Origin of the sequence: Haloplanus aerogenes (assembly GCF_003856835.1) — an archaeon.
GTDB lineage: Archaea > Halobacteriota > Halobacteria > Halobacteriales > Haloferacaceae > Haloplanus > Haloplanus aerogenes.
Genome location: NZ_CP034145.1, coordinates 2,618,872 through 2,634,397, shown reverse-complemented (window position 1 = coordinate 2,634,397; position 15,526 = coordinate 2,618,872). Strand labels below are relative to the sequence as shown.

Here is a 15,526-nt window from a genome sequence, read left to right as displayed (position 1 = left end):
GCGTGACTGCCGACGGTCCACGGGTCGTCCTCGTCGGGAACCGCGCGCTCGCCCGCCACGTCCTCCTCCACCTGCTCGAAACGGGTTGGAACGTTGTCGGTGCTGTCGCCACGACTGGCGAGCAGGCCCGCAAGCAGGCCGGCTTCGAACCGTTCGACGCGATAACCGACGCCCACGACATCGCGTTGATCGAAGCTGCGGACATTCACGCCCCGTCGGTTAGGGACCGATTGGCAGAACTGAACCCAGCGTACTGCATCTGTCCTGGATGGCATCAGGTCATCGACGAGTCAGTCCTGAAGATTCCTACCCAGGCATTCCTCGGATTCCATTCGAGCGACCTGCCCCGTGGTCGTGGCGGGGCACCGATCAACTGGAGCCTCATTCACGGCGACGACCGCGTGCCGATCTGTCTGTTTCGGTACGTGCCTGCCGTCGATGGCGGCGATATCGTCGTCCGGGAGTCCGTCGTCGTCGAGGAACGTGACGACGTACAGACCATCCTCGACAAGCTCGCCGTCGCGGCCTGTGACGCACTCGACTCCGTTCGGACCGACTTCGAGGACGGAACTCTCGATCCGACACCGCAGTCGGTGGCCGACGCTACGTATCGGCCCCGCCGACAGCCACAGGACGGACTCGTCGACTGGACACGCTCGGCCGTCGCCCTCAGCGACTGGGTTCGCGCCCAGACGGACCCGTATCCGGGGGCGTACACCTTTGTCGACGGCAGAAGGCTGACTATCTGGACCGCACGCGCCGTGGCGACCCAGTCGGTCGGCGCCGATCCCGGCACGGTCGTCGCCGTCCACCCCGGCGACGGAATCGACGTTGCGACGGCCGAGGGCGTCCTCCGCGTGGAACGCGTCCAGCCCCGCGACCGGCCGCGGATGTGGGCGGATGCCTTCACCGACCGATTCGGCGTCGCCGTCGGCGACACATTCGGTCGCCACCACGCACCCCCGTCGTGGCGGTACACCGGCATTCGCGACCGTGACGGAGGCACTGACTTCACCAGTGCGACCAATCTCGCCGTCGGAGAGACGGGAACCATCCGTGCCGTCGTCGGATCCGGCGGTGCCGACCGCGCGGTCGACGTGATGGTGACTCTGGATGGAGACCGGATCTTCGGCGACCGCGTGTCGACGACGGGGTGGGAGTCATGTCTGATTACGTACGACCCGACCGACCCTGGCAGCCACACGCTCGCCATCGAGTTCGCGACGGACGGGAGCGTCGTCGACGGTCGATATCTGAAGGTGTTCGTCCACTGAATGGCCGTGTCTCGGCCAGCGTTACGACTCCGTCTCGCGCATCCACTCGATCGTCTCTTCGATCCCTTCCGTCAGCGGCGTCGTTGCTTCCCAGTCTAGTTCCCGCTTCGCACGAGACACGTCGGGGATGCGGGTCTCGATGTCGTCGAAGTCGCGGCCGGTCGCCTGCTCGCGGCTGACGAACCGCGGTTCGTCAACGTCTTCGTCGGCGATGTCGATGATGCGGTTCGCCAGTTCCTTGATCTGAATCTCGTCCGTCCCACCGAGGTTGTAGACCGCACTGCCGTCGTGCTCCGCCTCGGATGCTCTGACGATGCCCTCGACGAAGTCGTCGATGTAGGTGAAACAGCGACTCTGTGTCCCGTCGTCGTAGACTGTCGGCGCCTCGCCGTCGAGCACCATCTCGATGAACTTGGGGATGACGAAGTCGGGGCGCTGATACGGACCGTAGAGGTTGAACGGGCGGACGACGGCCGACGAGGCGCCGAGGTCCACCTCGCTGAACTGGTGGATCATGTGCTCACAGAGACTCTTCGACACCGCGTAACTCCAGCGTGGCGTGGTCGGCGGTCCGAGAACTTGATTGTCGTCTTCGGCCCACGGCACCTCGGGATTCTTCCCGTACACTTCGCTCGTACTCGTGTAGACGAACCTAGTCCGCGACCCGTGAATCTGTTCGAGCAGGTACTTCGTCCCGTTGAAGTTGACTTCGTAGGGGTAGAGCGGTTCCGTCGTCTCGATGTAGTTGTCGACGCCGACGACTGCCGCGAGGTGGAAAATGCGGTCGTACGTGTTCGGCGTCGGAAACAGGACGTTCTCCACGAAGTCCTCATGGATGACGCTTCCGTGATAGTAGTCTACCTCGTCACCGACGTATTCCGCGAACGACTCCGGCGGCTGATTCCGAATGTCGACGGCGGTCACGTCGTGACCGTCGGCTACCAGTCGGCGCACGAGGTGCTGGCCGACGAATCCGGATGCGCCCGTGACTAGAATGTGCTCGCCCATTGTTTCGATCACCCGCACGTTCCACACACCGCGGATAAAGGCTTACTGTTCGGTGTGCAGCACTCTCGGGTTCCACCACGCCGCAACCCACTCGACACACGACTCGAAACAGTTCGTATTTCACGCTGGGCTTCGGAGCGGTGAGTAATGAACTCCGAGCGGTCCCTCTGTGTCGTTGGTCTCGGTGAAGTCGGACTTCGACTCGCCATCTCGTTTGCCGACGCTGGCGTCGACGTGGTCGGCATCGACGTGGATGAAGAGCGCGTCGCACAACTTGAGCAGGGCGAGTCGTACATCAGTGACATTCCGGACGCCGATATCGCGACGCTCCGCGACGCCGGGTTCGAAGCCCACGCGACCTACGACGAACTGGACGACGTCTCACACGTCGCCATCTGTGTCCCAACGCCGCTCCAGAAATCCGGACAGCCGGACATCTCGTACGTGCTCGCTGCCGCCGAGAGCCTCGCAGAACGCGTCGGGCCGGAGTGTACGATCATCATCGAGAGTACGGTCTATCCGACCGCGACGGAGGACGTGATCGCCGAAGTGTTCGAGACACACGGATTCATCGTCGGCGAAGACATCTTTTTGGCGAGTTCGCCCGAGCGCGTCGATCCGGGGAACGAGGACTACCACCTCACCGAGATTCCGAAGGTGGTCGGCGGCGTCACCGAGCAGTGCGCTGACAACGTCGAAGCGCTGTACGGTGACGTATTCGAGTCGCTCGTCCGCGTCGACTCCGCCACCGAGGCCGAAATGGCGAAGATTCTCGAGAACACGTTCCGTAACGTCAACATCGCGCTGGTGAACGAACTGGTCAAAGTTGCGAACAACTTCGACATCAACTTCTGGCGCATCATCGACGCGGCGAAGACGAAACCGTACGGTTTCATGCCGTTCTATCCCGGTCCGGGACTGGGCGGGCACTGCATTCCCGTCGACCCGCTGTATCTCTCCTGGAAGGCCCGGCAAGATGGGCTGAACACGCCGCTGATCGATCTGGCGGATTCGACGAATCGCGAGATGTCCGAGTATATCGTCTTGCGGACGACCGAACACCTCAACGAGCGTCGCGTACCACTCCCGAACGCGGACATTCTCATTCTCGGTGTCGCCTACAAGCCCGACGTGCCCGACGTGCGCAACTCCCCTGCCATCGACATCATCGACCAACTCGAACAGCGTAACGCAACCGTCTCCTACCACGATCCGTACGTCGAGGTATTCGAGACGCCGGACAACGGCACGTACACGTCCGAACCTCTCACCGCCGAGCGCCTGGCCGATGCCGACTGCGTACTCGTCGTCACCGATCACTCCGAGTACGACATGGAGTTCGTCGTCGAACACGCGTCGCTCGTGTTCGACACCCGAAACGCGACCGACGGCATCGACGCCGACAACGTCCGCCTCCTCTAGAGCAGGTCGACGACCTTCTCGACCGCTCGGATCACGTCCGCTGCGTCTCTCTTGTCCATCCCCGGGTGGATCGGAAGACAGAGCGTCCGACTCGCCACGTCCTCGGTCGTCGAGAGGTCCATCCGGTCGATGTCGTCAAACGCCGAGTGATGGTGGATCGGGATGTAGTAAACGCCGGTGGCGATGCCCTCCGCGTTCAGCGCCGTTTCGAAGGTCCGACGATCCACGCCGAGCGTTTCCTCGTCAAGCAGAACCGGGTACAGGTGGCGGGCGTGTTCGCTCGGGTCGCGGACGGTCAACGGCGTCACCCCCGGCACGTCGGTCAGTCCATCGTCCAGCGCGGCCGCGACAGTGCATCTGGCGGCGACGAAGTCGTCGAGTTTCGAGAGCTGTTCGATCCCGATTGCCGCCCGCACGTCGTTCATGTTGCATTTCCCGGCGACGGCCGTCACGTCGTACGCCCAGTTCGGGGCCTCCCCGTCGCTTCGTGCGGTGGCGTCCTTGTCGACGCCGGCCAACCGGAGCCGTCGGGTTAGTTCCGCGACCGCCTCGTCGGCGGTCACGAGCATCCCTCCTTCACCTGTCGTGATCGACTTGGTCGCGTGGAAGGAGAAACAGCCGACATCGCCGAGTGTCCCGAGTGGCGTCCCCTCGTACGACGCACCCAGACCGTGGGCAGCGTCCTCGACGACGGTCAGATCGTGATCGGCTGCGAGATCGAGGATCGCATCCATCTCGACGCCCTGCCCCGCGAAGTGGACCGGGACGATGGCTGTCGTCTGGGGCGTAATCGCCTCCTTCACCGACTCGATGTCCAGCGTGAAGGTATCGGCACGCACGTCACAGAGAATGGGATTCGCCCCCGCGCGAACGAGGCCGGAGACGGTCGTCGCGAACGTCATCGGCGTTGTGAGTACGTCCCCGTCGAGTTCCAGCGCCCGGTAGGTGATCTCCAGTGCGCTCGAACAGTTGGTCGTCCCGATGGCGTGATCGGTTCCGAGACGATCCGCAATCGCCGCTTCGAACGCCTCCGTCTCGTCGCCGGTCGTGACCCACCCCGACCGGAGTACGTCGCCCACGCGGTCGATCTCTTCGTCGCCGACCACCGGCTTCGACAGCGCGATGCCGTCCGGACGGACGGCGTCGCCGCCGTCACGAGCCAGTTGTTCCATACCGCTGGCACGTCGCGGGGATATAAGTGGATTTGGACGTGAACGCCCGCACGGAACGCCTTTAATCCGCCCACTCGATGTGCGGCCATGGAGACTTTCGACATTGGGGACCGTCCGATCGGCCCCGGCCACGAGACGTTCGTCATCGCGGAGGCGGGGTCGAATCACAACGGCGACTTCGAAACTGCGAAGTCGCTTGTCGACGCTGCGGCCGACGCCGGTGCCGATGCCGTGAAATTCCAAACCTTTCGGGTCGACAGCATGTACGCCGAGCAGGACGAGGAGTCCGACGACCTGCTCGAACAGTTCGAGTCGCTGGAGATGCCGTACGACTGGATTCCGATTCTTGCCGATTACTGCCGTGAAAGCGGCGTCCAGTTCCTCTCGACACCATTCGACGAACAGTCGGCCGCGGAACTCGCGGAGCACGTTCCCGCGTTCAAGATTGCCTCGATGTCGATGTCGAATCTTCCCTTCCTGCGGTCGCTGGGCGAGTTCGACGTGCCCCTCGTGCTCTCGACGGGTGGCCACGAATTCACTGACATCGCGACGGCCGTCGAGACACTCGACGACGCGAACGTGTCCGAATACGTTCTCCTCCAGTGTGTTGCTGCGTATCCCGCACCGCTGGATCGAAGCAACGTTCGCGTCGTCGAGACGCTCCGTGAGGAGTTCGACTGTCTCGCCGGGCTGTCGGATCATACCCTCGACCCGACCACTGCTCCCACCGTAGCCGTCTCGCTCGGTGCCACTATCGTCGAGAAACACTTCACGCTCGACAACTCGATGGAGGGGCCGGATCACAGCTTCGCGCTCGAACCGGACGAACTCGAAGCGATGGTCGATGCCATCCGGAAGACGGAACAGGCGCTTGGCTCGCCCGAAAAGCGAGTTTTGGACGTAGAACAGGACGTGGTGTCGGTCGCGAAACGCGGGATTCACGTCGTTCGGGACGTGCCCGCGGACACGACACTCGACACAACGGATATCGCGGTTCGACGACCTGGTCAGCGGGAGCGGGGACTGGACCCGTCGTTCTACGATGATGTTATCGGTCGGACGACGGCGACGGCCCTCGACGCCGGCGAGCCGCTGACGTGGGAGAAACTCCGCGACTGATACGGACTGTTGTACGTCAGTTCCGGCCGTCGCCACCCCCGTGGTCGGCGACGGACGAGAAACAGTTACGGCGATTCGGATGACCCGATTCGTCACCGACTAACATAAGTCGCGGGCGCGAGGAGTGGCGGATATGACGACTGTCGGTGTCTTGCAGGCGCGGATGGGATCGTCGCGTCTGCCCGGTAAGATGATGTATCCGCTCGCCTGTCGCCCCGTGGTCGAACACGTCGTCCGCCGTGTTCAGCGTGCCGAGACGCTCGACGAACTCGTCGTCGCCATCTCCGAACATCCGTCGGACGATGTCCTCAAGACGACACTCCACGACCTCAGTGTCACCACTTTCCGTGGGAGCGAGCAGGATGTCCTCGCCCGCATCTACGACGCGGCCGTCGACGCCGGTGCCGACGATATCGTCCGAATCTGTGGGGATACGCCCCTCCTTTCGCCCGCCGTCGTCGACGCCGTCGTCGAACGGCTATGGGCGACCGACGCCGACTACGTCTACACTATGGAGCCGCGGACGTTCCCCCGCGGCCTCGACGTGGAGGCGTTCTCGGCTCGGAGTTTCGAGCAGGTCGCCGACCGTGCCGACCAACCGCACCAGCGAGAACACGTCACCGTCTACTACCGCGAACACTCGTCCGAGTTCGACCTCGAGACGGTTACGTCCGCGAACGTGTTCGACGACGACACGCTGGTGGATCGGCCGGGCCTTCGACTGACGCTAGACGAGGCCGCGGACTACGAACTCTTCCGCCGCGTGTACGACGAACTCGACTTCGAGGGAATCATCGCACTCCGCGACGCTGTCGACTACATCGACAGCCACGAACTGGCGTCGATCAACGAGCACGTCGAACAACGCGCGGCGACCGACTCGGGCTAGTCCGGTAGGTCCGCTATCGTGTCGACGATCCGTTTGACTCCGTCGGGGTCGACGAGTTCTCGGCCTCGGTCCCGAACGGTTCGCCGCCGATCCGCGTCCAACAGCAACGAATCGAGGGCGTCACGAAACGACGACGCCTCGAGGTCGTCAACGACGACACCGGCGTCGTCGTCGCGCAACGCACGTGCCTTCGGGCGCTGGTCCGGGGCGGTCACGGCGCCGACTATCGGCGTCCCGAGCGCGAGAAATTCGTACGTCATGAGACCGAGCGCAGAGACGGCGATGTCGGCGTCGAACATCAGAGTCGCGAGGTCCTCCGGATCCTCGTGGAGGGTGAACTGGCAATCGACCGCCTTGGCGGCCTCCTCGATGGTCTCCCGAGTTGCCTCGTCGAACCCCGGCCCGACGATGACGTCGACCGAAACGCTCCGGCCACCGAACGCACGCATCGCCGTCGGCGTGACGGACGCTACGTCGGAGCCACCCATCGAGACGAGACAGCGCTCGGGTGGGTCACGCCACGGTGGCGTCCGTGCAGCGAGGGTCCGTATCTCCTCGTCCAGGATCACGTAGTTACCGCCGAGCAACCACTTCGGCTCCGTACCCGTCCACCGATATCCGGCTCGATGAGCGTAGATGTGGCCGTTGATCAGCAGGTCGGCGTGGACCGTCCGGTCGACGTAGTCTTCGATTACGACGAGCGCCGGAACACGGGCCGCGAGCCGTTCGTACAGGTCGAGCGACGCAAGTTCGACTGTTGGGCTTCGCGACTCGGCCGGCAAGTCCACGATCAGTGCGTCGAACGCCGTCGTCTTCAGCGCGGCGTCGATGTCGGTGTCGATGGGAAGCGACGCGGGTGACACGGCCGCTGCCGCCTCGGGCGTCTCGGTGAGTAGCATCGCGTCGTGACCGCGGTCGGTCATCGCCGTCGCGAGCGTCGCGACGCGAACGAGATGGCCCATTCCGATGTCGCTGCCCCCGTCTGCTCGAAGCGCTACGTGCATCCAGACCGACGTAGTGAGCCGAGACGTATAGACCTGCTCGCTGCCCAGGCAGTATCGCCGTCACTCATCACACAAGACTAATGTCGGCTGACCGTCGTCCGATCATCATATGGAGTTGAAACACGGCGTGTTGGCGGCTCTCTCGAGATTCGGCCTCGGACAGGTCGCCCTCGCCGCGCACGACCGGGTCGCCGAAGCGCCGGGGATCGGTATCGGCGTCGACGACAGCATTGCATCCTACTCCCTTGAGAACGACTCCGCAGGAACTGTTCTCTTCCCGCTTATTCCTGGCTACTCGACGCTCTGCTATCGATTCGGCGCCCTCGGGCACGCGTTCCGAACGCGGGGGCATCGACCGCTGATTCTCTACGACGACGACGATCTCCGTTCGAGCCCGGAACTGACAGTCGACTCCCCACATCCAAGCACGACGACGGAGCTGTGCCGGTTTCGGGCCAAGCGCGTCTCGTCGATGTTCGGCCTCGATACCGTCTCGGTCAGTGACGCGCTCCCGGCAGAGTATCGGGAACCGTCGCTTCCGAATGACATCGAGTCAGCAACGTATCGCGGTGTACCAGTGTCGAGAATCGCGACAACGTCGGTCAAGAAATATTTGAAGCGATACACGCTCGATCTGTCGGACCCGAACGCAAGGTCGGCTTACACGGACTTCCTCCTCGATGCGATGGTTCTCACCGATGCCATCTACGCACTTGCTGAGACGGTTGACCCCGAACTGATCGTTGTCAACGAACCCTACTATCTACAGGGGGCGGTCCCGATTGCCGCCGGCCGGCAGGCCGGTATCGGCTGCTACAGCCAGATGAACGGCTACTTCGACGCTACGATCATGTTCGGACGGGGAGACAATCGGTCGCCGATGCCACAGTTTACCAATCCCGATGTGGTCGAGGCGGCTCTCGAGATGCCGCTCTCCGACGACGAACGGGCGACTATCGAGACGGTAATGGAGGGGCGAAAATCCGGGCGTATCGTCCGACAGCGGTACTCCTCAGGAACCAACCAGTCACTCGACCCCGATGCCGACACCCTCGTCGGCGTGTTCACGAACCTCCTTTGGGACGCATCGCTGATTCCCGAGGGTGCGGTGTACGACGACGTGTACGAGTGGTTATCCGATACGATTTCCGAACTCGGTGGACAATCGGACATCCACGCCGTGATCAAGACCCATCCCGCCGAGGCCAAATTCGGTACACGGGAGAGCGTCTCGGGTTGGTTACAGGACACGTACGACCAACTGCCGGACAACGTCACGCATCTACTACCCGACACGGATGTCGATACCTACGCTCTGATCGAGACGCTCGATGTGGGCATCGTCTTCAACTCCACGGTCGGCCTTGAGATGGCTTTCGAGGGGAAGCCGGTCGTCACCGCCGGCTATCCCCACTATCTGGGATTCGGCTTCACGTACGATTCGGACTCCAAACCGGCGTATCGGAATCTCCTCGGTCGTCTCGACGAACTGGAGCTGTCGGACGAAAAACAGCGCCGCGCCGAACGCTACGCCCACTTCTTTTTCGCCTGCAAACATCTCGATTTCTCGATCCAGGACACCGATCCCGGTGGCCGGTCGGCGAACGTCGTCGAACACGCTGATCTCGAGCCTGGGAGCCAACCCTACGACGCCATCGTAGAACAGATTCTCGCTGGAGATGAGGTGATCGCTCCATCCTGTCGCCATCGAATCCAATAGACTAACTTGTGCCGTCTCGCACAGCGTAGCCATGGCTCAACGGTCCGCCCTCGTCGCCGGTGGCGCCGGCTTCCTTGGCAGTCATCTGTGTGAGCGACTCCTGTCGGACGGCTACCAGGTGATCTGTGTCGACAACCTCGGAAGCGGCCGCCGGTCGAACATTCGCCATCTGCTCGACGACGATGAATTCCAGCTCATGGAACGGGACATCCGAAGTAATCCGGAGTTTCCGCCCACGGACGAGGTGTTTCACCTCGCCTCCCGAGCCTCGCCCGCCGACTTCACCGAATTCCCCGTCCGCATCGCGCTCACGAACACGGAGGGGACGCGCCACCTGCTGGATTTCGCCCGGGACTACGACGCGAAGATGGTCTTCGCGAGTACGAGTGAAGTGTACGGCGACCCGGAGGTCCACCCCCAGCCCGAGACGTACACCGGGAACGTCAACATCCGTGGGCCGCGCGGCTGTTACGACGAATCGAAGCGCTTCGGCGAGACGCTGACCGTCGCCTACGAGCGGAAGTACGACGTGGACGTGCGGACGGCGCGCATTTTCAACACCTACGGCCCGCGGATGCGCCCGGACGACGGCCGCGTCGTCCCAACGTTCATCCGGCAGGCGCTCGGCGGCGAGGACCTGACCATCTACGGCGACGGCACGCAGACCCGGAGTTTCTGTTACGTGAACGACCTCGTCGACGGCCTCGTCACGCTCATGAACAGTGAGGGGACGAAAGGGTCGGTGTTCAACCTCGGCCGGGAGAACGAAATCACCATCGAGACGCTGGCCGAGACGATTCTCGACATGTGTGCCACCGAGAGCGGCATCGCCTACGAACCGCTGCCGGAGGACGACCCCATGCGTCGAAAGCCGGACATCTCGAAGGCCCGAGAGCAACTCGGATGGGAGCCGACGATCCCCTACCGCGACGGCCTCGCGAAGACGCTCTCGTACTACGAGGAGCGACTCGACTGATGCGAATCTTTCCGGGTATCGACGCCGCGACCCAACTGCGGCTTCGGAAGCGGAAGCGGGCCATCGAGCGCGAGGTTCTGGGCAAGGATTCGCACACGACGATCCAGTGTTGTGCCCCGCGGACGACGCTGAACGTCCACGCCTACGGGCTGGGCGACGTGATGATGGCCCGTCAGATGGCCGCCGCGTTCGGGGCGTACCTCCGCGAGTACGGCGACCCGGAGGCAGGAATCGTCTCCCTCTCCGCCGGCGGCTTCATGCCCCTCAGCGACATCGAGGCGGGTGAGACGACGGTCTTCTGGTGGTACTCGTTCGGCCCCATGGACGACACGCCGGAGCGATTCCTCGACGACGTGCTGGAGTCCTGCGCAGACGTGGAGTTCGACCTGCTCCTCTGTGGATCGGAGCGCATCCAGGAGGAAGCGCGACAGGCCGGCTACGACACCCTCTATTTCCCCATCGGTGTCTACGGCTACGAACCCCTTGGAGTCGAGCGGTCGGGGATGGGCTACGCGGGGTCGAAAAACCACAAGAACGACGAGAAGGTGGCGATGTTGATGGGGCCGTACGCCGACCGGGAGGACTTCGAGTGGGTCGATCACTTCACCACCATCGACGAACTCAACCTCTGGTACAACACGCGGCTGGTCACCTTCGGACTGACGAAGGAGGGGCAGCGACGGTGGGGCGTCGTGAACAGTCGGGTGTTCGAGTCGCTGGCATCGGGGACGCCGTTGATCATCCCCGAACATCCCACCATCGACGACGTCCTCGGCTTCGAGTATCCGTATCAGGTGTCGAACGCCGAGGAGACGGCAGACTTCGTGGACGAGATTCTATCCGATCCGGACGGCACGCTGGAGACGTTCCGGACCTACACCGAGCGCGTCCGGGAGGACCACGGGTACGTGAGACGGCTGCAGACGCTGTTCGACGCTATCGCGTGACCGCCCTCACCGCGCGGCGAGCGTCTCCCGGATCGTAGTGCGCAACTGTTCCGGATCGACACGCACGTCCAGACCGTCTGACTGGCACTGGACGGCCGTATACCGATACCCCAGCAGTTCGGCGAGACGGTCGAACGTGGCCATCTGCTTCGAGCCGAACAGTTCGACGACTCCGAGGTTGTCGCCGTAGACGACGTTCGTCAACCCCGCACCGTGCGGGCCGACGACGAGTTCGGCCCGGGAGAACAGGGTGATCTGTTCCCTGACGTTCAGGTCGCTCAGTGTGTACGGCTCGATTCCGAACTCCCCAAGTACCCGACGGACGGCCGACCAGTTCGAGACACGACGGACCGTCGCGTCGGCCCGGGAGACGTAGATTCGTTCGTCGGCGCCGTCGCCGTCATCCTCACCGATCACCCCGGCTGCCTTCCGCATTCGGTCGTGGAGCCACCGACATTCGGTGGGGATGGGGTCGGGAAAGGTGGGGACGAGCAGTCGGTCGGCGTGGGCGATACCGCCGTCCCACCCCTCGACCGGACCGGCGTAGTCCGCCATTGCGAGCGATTCGTCCATCCACGAGGCACGGTCGGCGGGGACTACAAGCGTCGGATACTCTCCTGTCTCCGCGCCGTAGCGTTCGAGCAGTCGAATGCGGATCAGGCACTCCACGGTCCAGTGGTAGTAGTTTCCCCACGTCGGGACGGCGAGCGCGACGGTCCCGAACCGCTCGTCCGGCGTGGCGTCGCCGCGGAGTGCGCGCATCGTCCGCACGGGCCCGTTCGACGCCATCGATTTGGCGACGCCGGCACCCGCTCGCCGCCGCACCAGCGCCGGGATGCCGACGGTGTCGCCGACGATGCGCCCGTCCGCCGTCAGCCCCGGCCCCGCCGGACCGAGTATCGTCGCGTTCGGCAGGTCGGCGACGAATCGGTCGCCGGGTTCGTAGCGCGCCGGGTTGTCCAGATGTCGCACCGAACCCGGGCCTTTGTACCGGATCGATCCGTCGAACCGGTCGTACGTGTGCGTCGTCGGCATGGATCGCAGTTCGCCCCGGTCGAGAACGTCGAGTCGGTCATGGAGAAAGCGGTCGTACCACAGCGAGTGATAGCAGAGGTCGGTGACGAGCAGTTCCCGCCCCTCGTGGGCGAGGGCGGCCGGGCCGTCGGCCCGCAACTTCCGGTACGCACGACCGGGGACGTTCCCGAGTTCCATCGTAGTGACGTAGCCGCCAGGAGGCGTTTAAGTCCACCGAGACGGGCATCGAGGCACGGAATCCGGCGTGCCCGTCGACCAGCAACGTGATAAGTGTCTCGCCGGAATCGAGGAGCGAGTTCCGACTGATGGACCAGACGACGCCATCCGAACCCGAAGACGCCCCATCGGAGGCGACCCTCGCCGTCGTCGTCCCCGTCTACAACGACCCGGACGGGATCACACGGACCCTTCGCTCCCTCGATGCGGCCGGACGCCCCATGACCGTCACCGTCGTCGACAACGCCTCCACCGACGACACCCGGCGCGTCGTCGAGGCGTTCGAGCCGACGCACGTCGACGTCCGGCTTCGCTCCGAGACTGCGATCCAGTCCTCCTACGCCGCCCGGAACGCGGGCATCCGCGCCAGCGACGACGCCGACGTGCTCGCCTTCGTCGATGCGGACGTGACGGTCGCCGAGGACTACTTCGACCGCGCGCTCGCGCGATTGGACGACTGCGACTACCTCGGCTGCCACGTCGACCTCTCCATCGAAGGCGACCGCACCCTCACCGCCCGCTACAACGCCCACACCGGCTTTCCCATCGAGCAGTACGTCGAGCGCCACCGCTACGCCCCCACCTGCTCGCTTCTCGTCCGCCGCGAGGTGTTCGAGGACGTGGGCCTGTTCGACCCGCGCCTGCTTTCGGGCGGCGACATGGAGTTCGGCAACCGTGTCGACGCCGCGGGCTACGAGTTGGGCTACTGCGCCGACGCCGTCGCCACCCATCCCGTCCGCGACTCGTTTCGATCCCTGTACGACAAGAACGTCCGGGTCGGCCGGGGCCACTGCCAGCTCCAGCGGTACTACCCGGAGCGGTACGGAGAGCCGCCGATCCCGCCACGACACGAACCGCTGGACACCGACGCGCCGGACCTCCCTCTCTCCGACCGCCTCGCGTTCGGGGCGCTCGGGACGGCGATGACGGCGGCGCGGGCGAGCGGGTACGCACGGGAACTGCTGTCGCCTACCGAGACGGGCGCCGAGATGGACGGGCCGCCGTCGCTGTAGCAGACGAGTACGATGGTCGGCGCGGCTACATTTTTACACACATAGCACACACAGGTAGGTATGGGGAGCAAGAACATCTCGATCCCCGAGGACGTGTACGAGAAACTGCGGGAGGAACGCCGTCCAGACGAGAGCTTCGGTGAGGCCATCGACCGGCTACTGGGGCGTCGACGGCTGTCGGAGTTCTGGGGTGCGTGGAACGCCGAGACGACAGACCGAGCGCGAGCGGCCATCGAGGCGGGGCGCGAGCGGAACGCCGACCGACTCGACCGACTCTACGACTGAGGGCCTGTCTCGACACGTCGTTCCTGATCGACGTTCTCGACGGCGATGAGGGGGCCAGAGCGGTGATGACCGATCTCGACGAGCGAGCCGAGCGACACGCGGTGGCTCCCGTCACCGCGGCAGAACTCTGGATCGGGGCGAATCTGGGCTCGGTTCAGGAGTACCGTCGAACCGAGGAACTCCTCGAATCGTTGCTGTGGCTGGAGTTCGGTCGAGGGTGTGCTCGCCGTGCGGGTCGGCTTCAGGCGGAACTGATGGAGTCGGGGTCACCACTCGGATTCAACGACTGCGTGATTGCCGCAACCGCTCTCGAACACGGACAGAAACTCGTCACCAGCGATTCCGATTCGAGTCGGTGCCGGACCTCCGGGTTCGGACTTACTGATCCTCGACAGTCTGCACTTTCTCCAGTAGTCCTGGCGTCAGGAGTGCGTAGAGATAGCCAAGCCCCACGGCGCCGGTGAAGACGACGATGGCCAGAACCTGCAGGACCGCAGCCACAGAGGGTGCGGTCACACATCCTTTCAGCCGGCGCGGCACTCGGTCGAGAAAGAGAAATCGGAGGTAGTCCGTCTCGTCGCCGTCCTCGTCGGGGTAGAGTAGGGCCATCACGCGCTTCGAATACCCCTGCCAGAACGAGCGAGCGACGAGCCAGCCGAAGTCGCCGCGGTAGTCGAACAGTTTGTGATCGACGACGGCGTCGTCGGTGTAGATGACGCCTTTGCCCGTCTGTTCGCGGATACGGATGCAGACCGGCGCCTCGTGGGCCTGGATGTGTTTGTCGCCGCGGCGGCCGGTGTGGGTGTCGTAGCCGCCGGCCTCTAGGAAGGCGTCGCGGCGAAAGGAGATGTTCGAGCCGTAGCCGTTGCGAATCTCCTCGCCGTCGTCGGCGAAGCCGGGTTCGACGCAGCCAACGAGCCAGTAGAACTCTTCGGGGAAGAACGTTGGTCGCTCCGTCTGCCAGTCGGGGCGCACGTCGCCGCCGACGGCGACGGCGTCCGTCGTCTCGTACACCGCGACCAGATTCTCGATCCAGTCCGCGTGGGCGACGGCGTCGTCGTCGATCATCGCCACCACGTCGCCGCTGGCGAGTTCGGCGCCTTTCGTTCTGCTGTAGGAGATGCCGCGGTTCTCGTCGTTGTTGTGGCAGACGACGCGGTCGATGTGACAGAAATCCTCCTGTACCCGCTCGTAAACGGCGTCGTTGCCGTCGACGACGAGGACGACTTCCATCGGGTCGTACGTCTGGGCGAGGACGCTCTCGACGGTTTCGGAGAAGGCCTCGTATCGTTCCATCGCGTACGTACAGACGACGACCGACACCTGCATGGCTCCGACCTTCCGCCGAGGCGCGAATAAGCGTTTTCGTTGGGCGTCGTCGCGGCCCGGAAAGCCGTTCCGGCCATCGATAGATAACAAGGTTTATGCCCATAATCCCAGTCCGTT

15 protein-coding genes are annotated in these 15,526 nt (G+C 64.0%); 10 read left to right on the top strand and 5 right to left on the bottom strand.

The features are described 5' to 3' along the window. Window positions 1-2: 2 nt before the first annotated feature. Entirely contained in the window at window positions 3-1,274 is a 1,272-nt protein-coding gene (locus tag DU502_RS13550) for a methionyl-tRNA formyltransferase (RefSeq protein ID WP_158601163.1), read from the top strand. A gap of 21 nt (window positions 1,275-1,295) precedes the next feature. On the opposite strand, the gene DU502_RS13545 is transcribed toward DU502_RS13550, so the two are convergent. Then, on the bottom strand, window positions 1,296-2,282 hold the full coding sequence (locus DU502_RS13545) for an NAD-dependent epimerase/dehydratase family protein (RefSeq protein WP_121920313.1): 987 nt from the start codon (window positions 2,280-2,282) through the stop codon (window positions 1,296-1,298). A 147-nt stretch (window positions 2,283-2,429) separates the two neighbouring features. Between DU502_RS13545 and DU502_RS13540 the strand changes: the two genes are divergently transcribed. Continuing rightward, the gene (locus tag DU502_RS13540) at window positions 2,430-3,704 is read left to right on the top strand and encodes a nucleotide sugar dehydrogenase (RefSeq protein ID WP_121920314.1); all 1,275 of its coding nucleotides are present in this window, start codon (window positions 2,430-2,432) and stop codon (window positions 3,702-3,704) included. On the opposite strand, the gene DU502_RS13535 is transcribed toward DU502_RS13540, so the two are convergent. Beyond that, entirely contained in the window at window positions 3,701-4,876 is a 1,176-nt protein-coding gene (locus tag DU502_RS13535; RefSeq protein WP_121920315.1) for a DegT/DnrJ/EryC1/StrS family aminotransferase, read from the bottom strand. The genes DU502_RS13540 and DU502_RS13535 overlap by 4 nt on opposite strands. Before the next feature lie 87 nt (window positions 4,877-4,963). Between DU502_RS13535 and DU502_RS13530 the strand changes: the two genes are divergently transcribed. Further along, the gene (locus DU502_RS13530) at window positions 4,964-5,995 is read left to right on the top strand and encodes an N-acetylneuraminate synthase family protein (protein WP_121920316.1); all 1,032 of its coding nucleotides are present in this window, start codon (window positions 4,964-4,966) and stop codon (window positions 5,993-5,995) included. Window positions 5,996-6,128: 133 nt separating this feature from the next. Beyond that, window positions 6,129-6,884, top strand: coding sequence for a cytidylyltransferase domain-containing protein (locus DU502_RS13525; RefSeq protein ID WP_121920317.1), 756 nt, complete (start codon window positions 6,129-6,131; stop codon window positions 6,882-6,884). Here DU502_RS13525 and DU502_RS13520 read toward each other — a convergent pair. Next, a complete protein-coding gene (locus tag DU502_RS13520; RefSeq protein WP_121920318.1) occupies window positions 6,881-7,888 on the bottom strand; it encodes a PseG/SpsG family protein in 1,008 nt (335 codons plus the stop codon). The genes DU502_RS13525 and DU502_RS13520 overlap by 4 nt on opposite strands. Window positions 7,889-7,997: 109 nt before the next feature. Here DU502_RS13520 and DU502_RS13515 point away from each other — a divergent pair, with 109 nt between their 5' ends. The 3 genes from DU502_RS13515 to DU502_RS13505 are packed head-to-tail and all read left to right on the top strand — an operon-like array spanning window position 7,998 to window position 11,531. After that, window positions 7,998-9,608 (top strand): capsular polysaccharide export protein, LipB/KpsS family, encoded by a 1,611-nt coding sequence (locus DU502_RS13515; RefSeq protein WP_121920319.1) that lies wholly within the window; start codon window positions 7,998-8,000, stop codon window positions 9,606-9,608. 31 nt (window positions 9,609-9,639) lie between these two features. Beyond that, window positions 9,640-10,584, top strand: coding sequence for a UDP-glucuronic acid decarboxylase family protein (locus tag DU502_RS13510; RefSeq protein ID WP_121920320.1), 945 nt, complete (start codon window positions 9,640-9,642; stop codon window positions 10,582-10,584). Further along, on the top strand, window positions 10,584-11,531 hold the full coding sequence (locus DU502_RS13505; RefSeq protein WP_158601164.1) for a glycosyltransferase family protein: 948 nt from the start codon (window positions 10,584-10,586) through the stop codon (window positions 11,529-11,531). Before DU502_RS13510 ends, DU502_RS13505 begins: the two co-directional genes overlap by 1 nt. 6 nt (window positions 11,532-11,537) lie before the next feature. Here the strand turns inward: DU502_RS13505 and DU502_RS13500 are convergent, their stop codons facing one another. Further along, entirely contained in the window at window positions 11,538-12,743 is a 1,206-nt protein-coding gene (locus tag DU502_RS13500) for a glycosyltransferase family 61 protein (RefSeq protein WP_121920322.1), read from the bottom strand. A 128-nt stretch (window positions 12,744-12,871) separates the two neighbouring features. On the opposite strand from DU502_RS13500, the gene DU502_RS13495 reads away from it, so the two are divergent. The 3 genes from DU502_RS13495 to DU502_RS19120 are packed head-to-tail and all read left to right on the top strand — an operon-like array spanning window position 12,872 to window position 14,544. After that, window positions 12,872-13,795 carry a glycosyltransferase gene (locus DU502_RS13495; protein ID WP_121920323.1) on the top strand — a complete coding sequence of 308 codons (924 nt, stop codon included), beginning with the start codon at window positions 12,872-12,874 and terminating at the stop codon, window positions 13,793-13,795. A 60-nt stretch (window positions 13,796-13,855) separates the two neighbouring features. Continuing rightward, window positions 13,856-14,080 carry an antitoxin VapB family protein gene (locus tag DU502_RS13490; protein ID WP_121920324.1) on the top strand — a complete coding sequence of 75 codons (225 nt, stop codon included), beginning with the start codon at window positions 13,856-13,858 and terminating at the stop codon, window positions 14,078-14,080. After that, complete coding sequence (locus DU502_RS19120; protein WP_158601165.1) at window positions 13,990-14,544, top strand: PIN domain-containing protein; 555 nt, start codon at window positions 13,990-13,992, stop codon at window positions 14,542-14,544. The genes DU502_RS13490 and DU502_RS19120 overlap by 91 nt, the downstream gene beginning before the upstream one ends. Here the strand turns inward: DU502_RS19120 and aglG are convergent. Then, window positions 14,459-15,409 (bottom strand): glucosyl-dolichyl phosphate glucuronosyltransferase, encoded by a 951-nt coding sequence (gene aglG, locus DU502_RS13480; protein ID WP_121920326.1) that lies wholly within the window; start codon window positions 15,407-15,409, stop codon window positions 14,459-14,461. The genes DU502_RS19120 and aglG overlap by 86 nt on opposite strands. Between the last annotated feature and the right edge of the window lie 117 nt (window positions 15,410-15,526).

Bases quoted from the DNA above. Each gene is read 5' to 3' on its own strand.
- DU502_RS13540 (WP_121920314.1), top strand. From the start codon at position 2,430: ATGAACTCCGAGCGGTCCCTCTGTGTCGTTGGTCTCGGTGAAGTCGGA.
- DU502_RS13515 (WP_121920319.1), top strand. From the start codon at position 7,998: ATGGAGTTGAAACACGGCGTGTTGGCGGCTCTCTCGAGATTCGGCCTC.
- DU502_RS13500 (WP_121920322.1), bottom strand. From the start codon at position 12,743: ATGGAACTCGGGAACGTCCCCGGTCGTGCGTACCGGAAGTTGCGGGCC.
- DU502_RS13520 (WP_121920318.1), bottom strand. From the start codon at position 7,888: ATGCACGTAGCGCTTCGAGCAGACGGGGGCAGCGACATCGGAATGGGC.
- DU502_RS13530 (WP_121920316.1), top strand. From the start codon at position 4,964: ATGGAGACTTTCGACATTGGGGACCGTCCGATCGGCCCCGGCCACGAG.
- DU502_RS13510 (WP_121920320.1), top strand. From the start codon at position 9,640: ATGGCTCAACGGTCCGCCCTCGTCGCCGGTGGCGCCGGCTTCCTTGGC.
- DU502_RS13545 (WP_121920313.1), bottom strand. From the start codon at position 2,282: ATGGGCGAGCACATTCTAGTCACGGGCGCATCCGGATTCGTCGGCCAG.
- DU502_RS13505 (WP_158601164.1), top strand. From the start codon at position 10,584: ATGCGAATCTTTCCGGGTATCGACGCCGCGACCCAACTGCGGCTTCGG.
- aglG (WP_121920326.1), bottom strand. From the start codon at position 15,409: ATGCAGGTGTCGGTCGTCGTCTGTACGTACGCGATGGAACGATACGAG.
- DU502_RS13495 (WP_121920323.1), top strand. From the start codon at position 12,872: ATGGACCAGACGACGCCATCCGAACCCGAAGACGCCCCATCGGAGGCG.
- DU502_RS13535 (WP_121920315.1), bottom strand. From the start codon at position 4,876: ATGGAACAACTGGCTCGTGACGGCGGCGACGCCGTCCGTCCGGACGGC.
- DU502_RS13525 (WP_121920317.1), top strand. From the start codon at position 6,129: ATGACGACTGTCGGTGTCTTGCAGGCGCGGATGGGATCGTCGCGTCTG.
- DU502_RS13490 (WP_121920324.1), top strand. From the start codon at position 13,856: ATGGGGAGCAAGAACATCTCGATCCCCGAGGACGTGTACGAGAAACTG.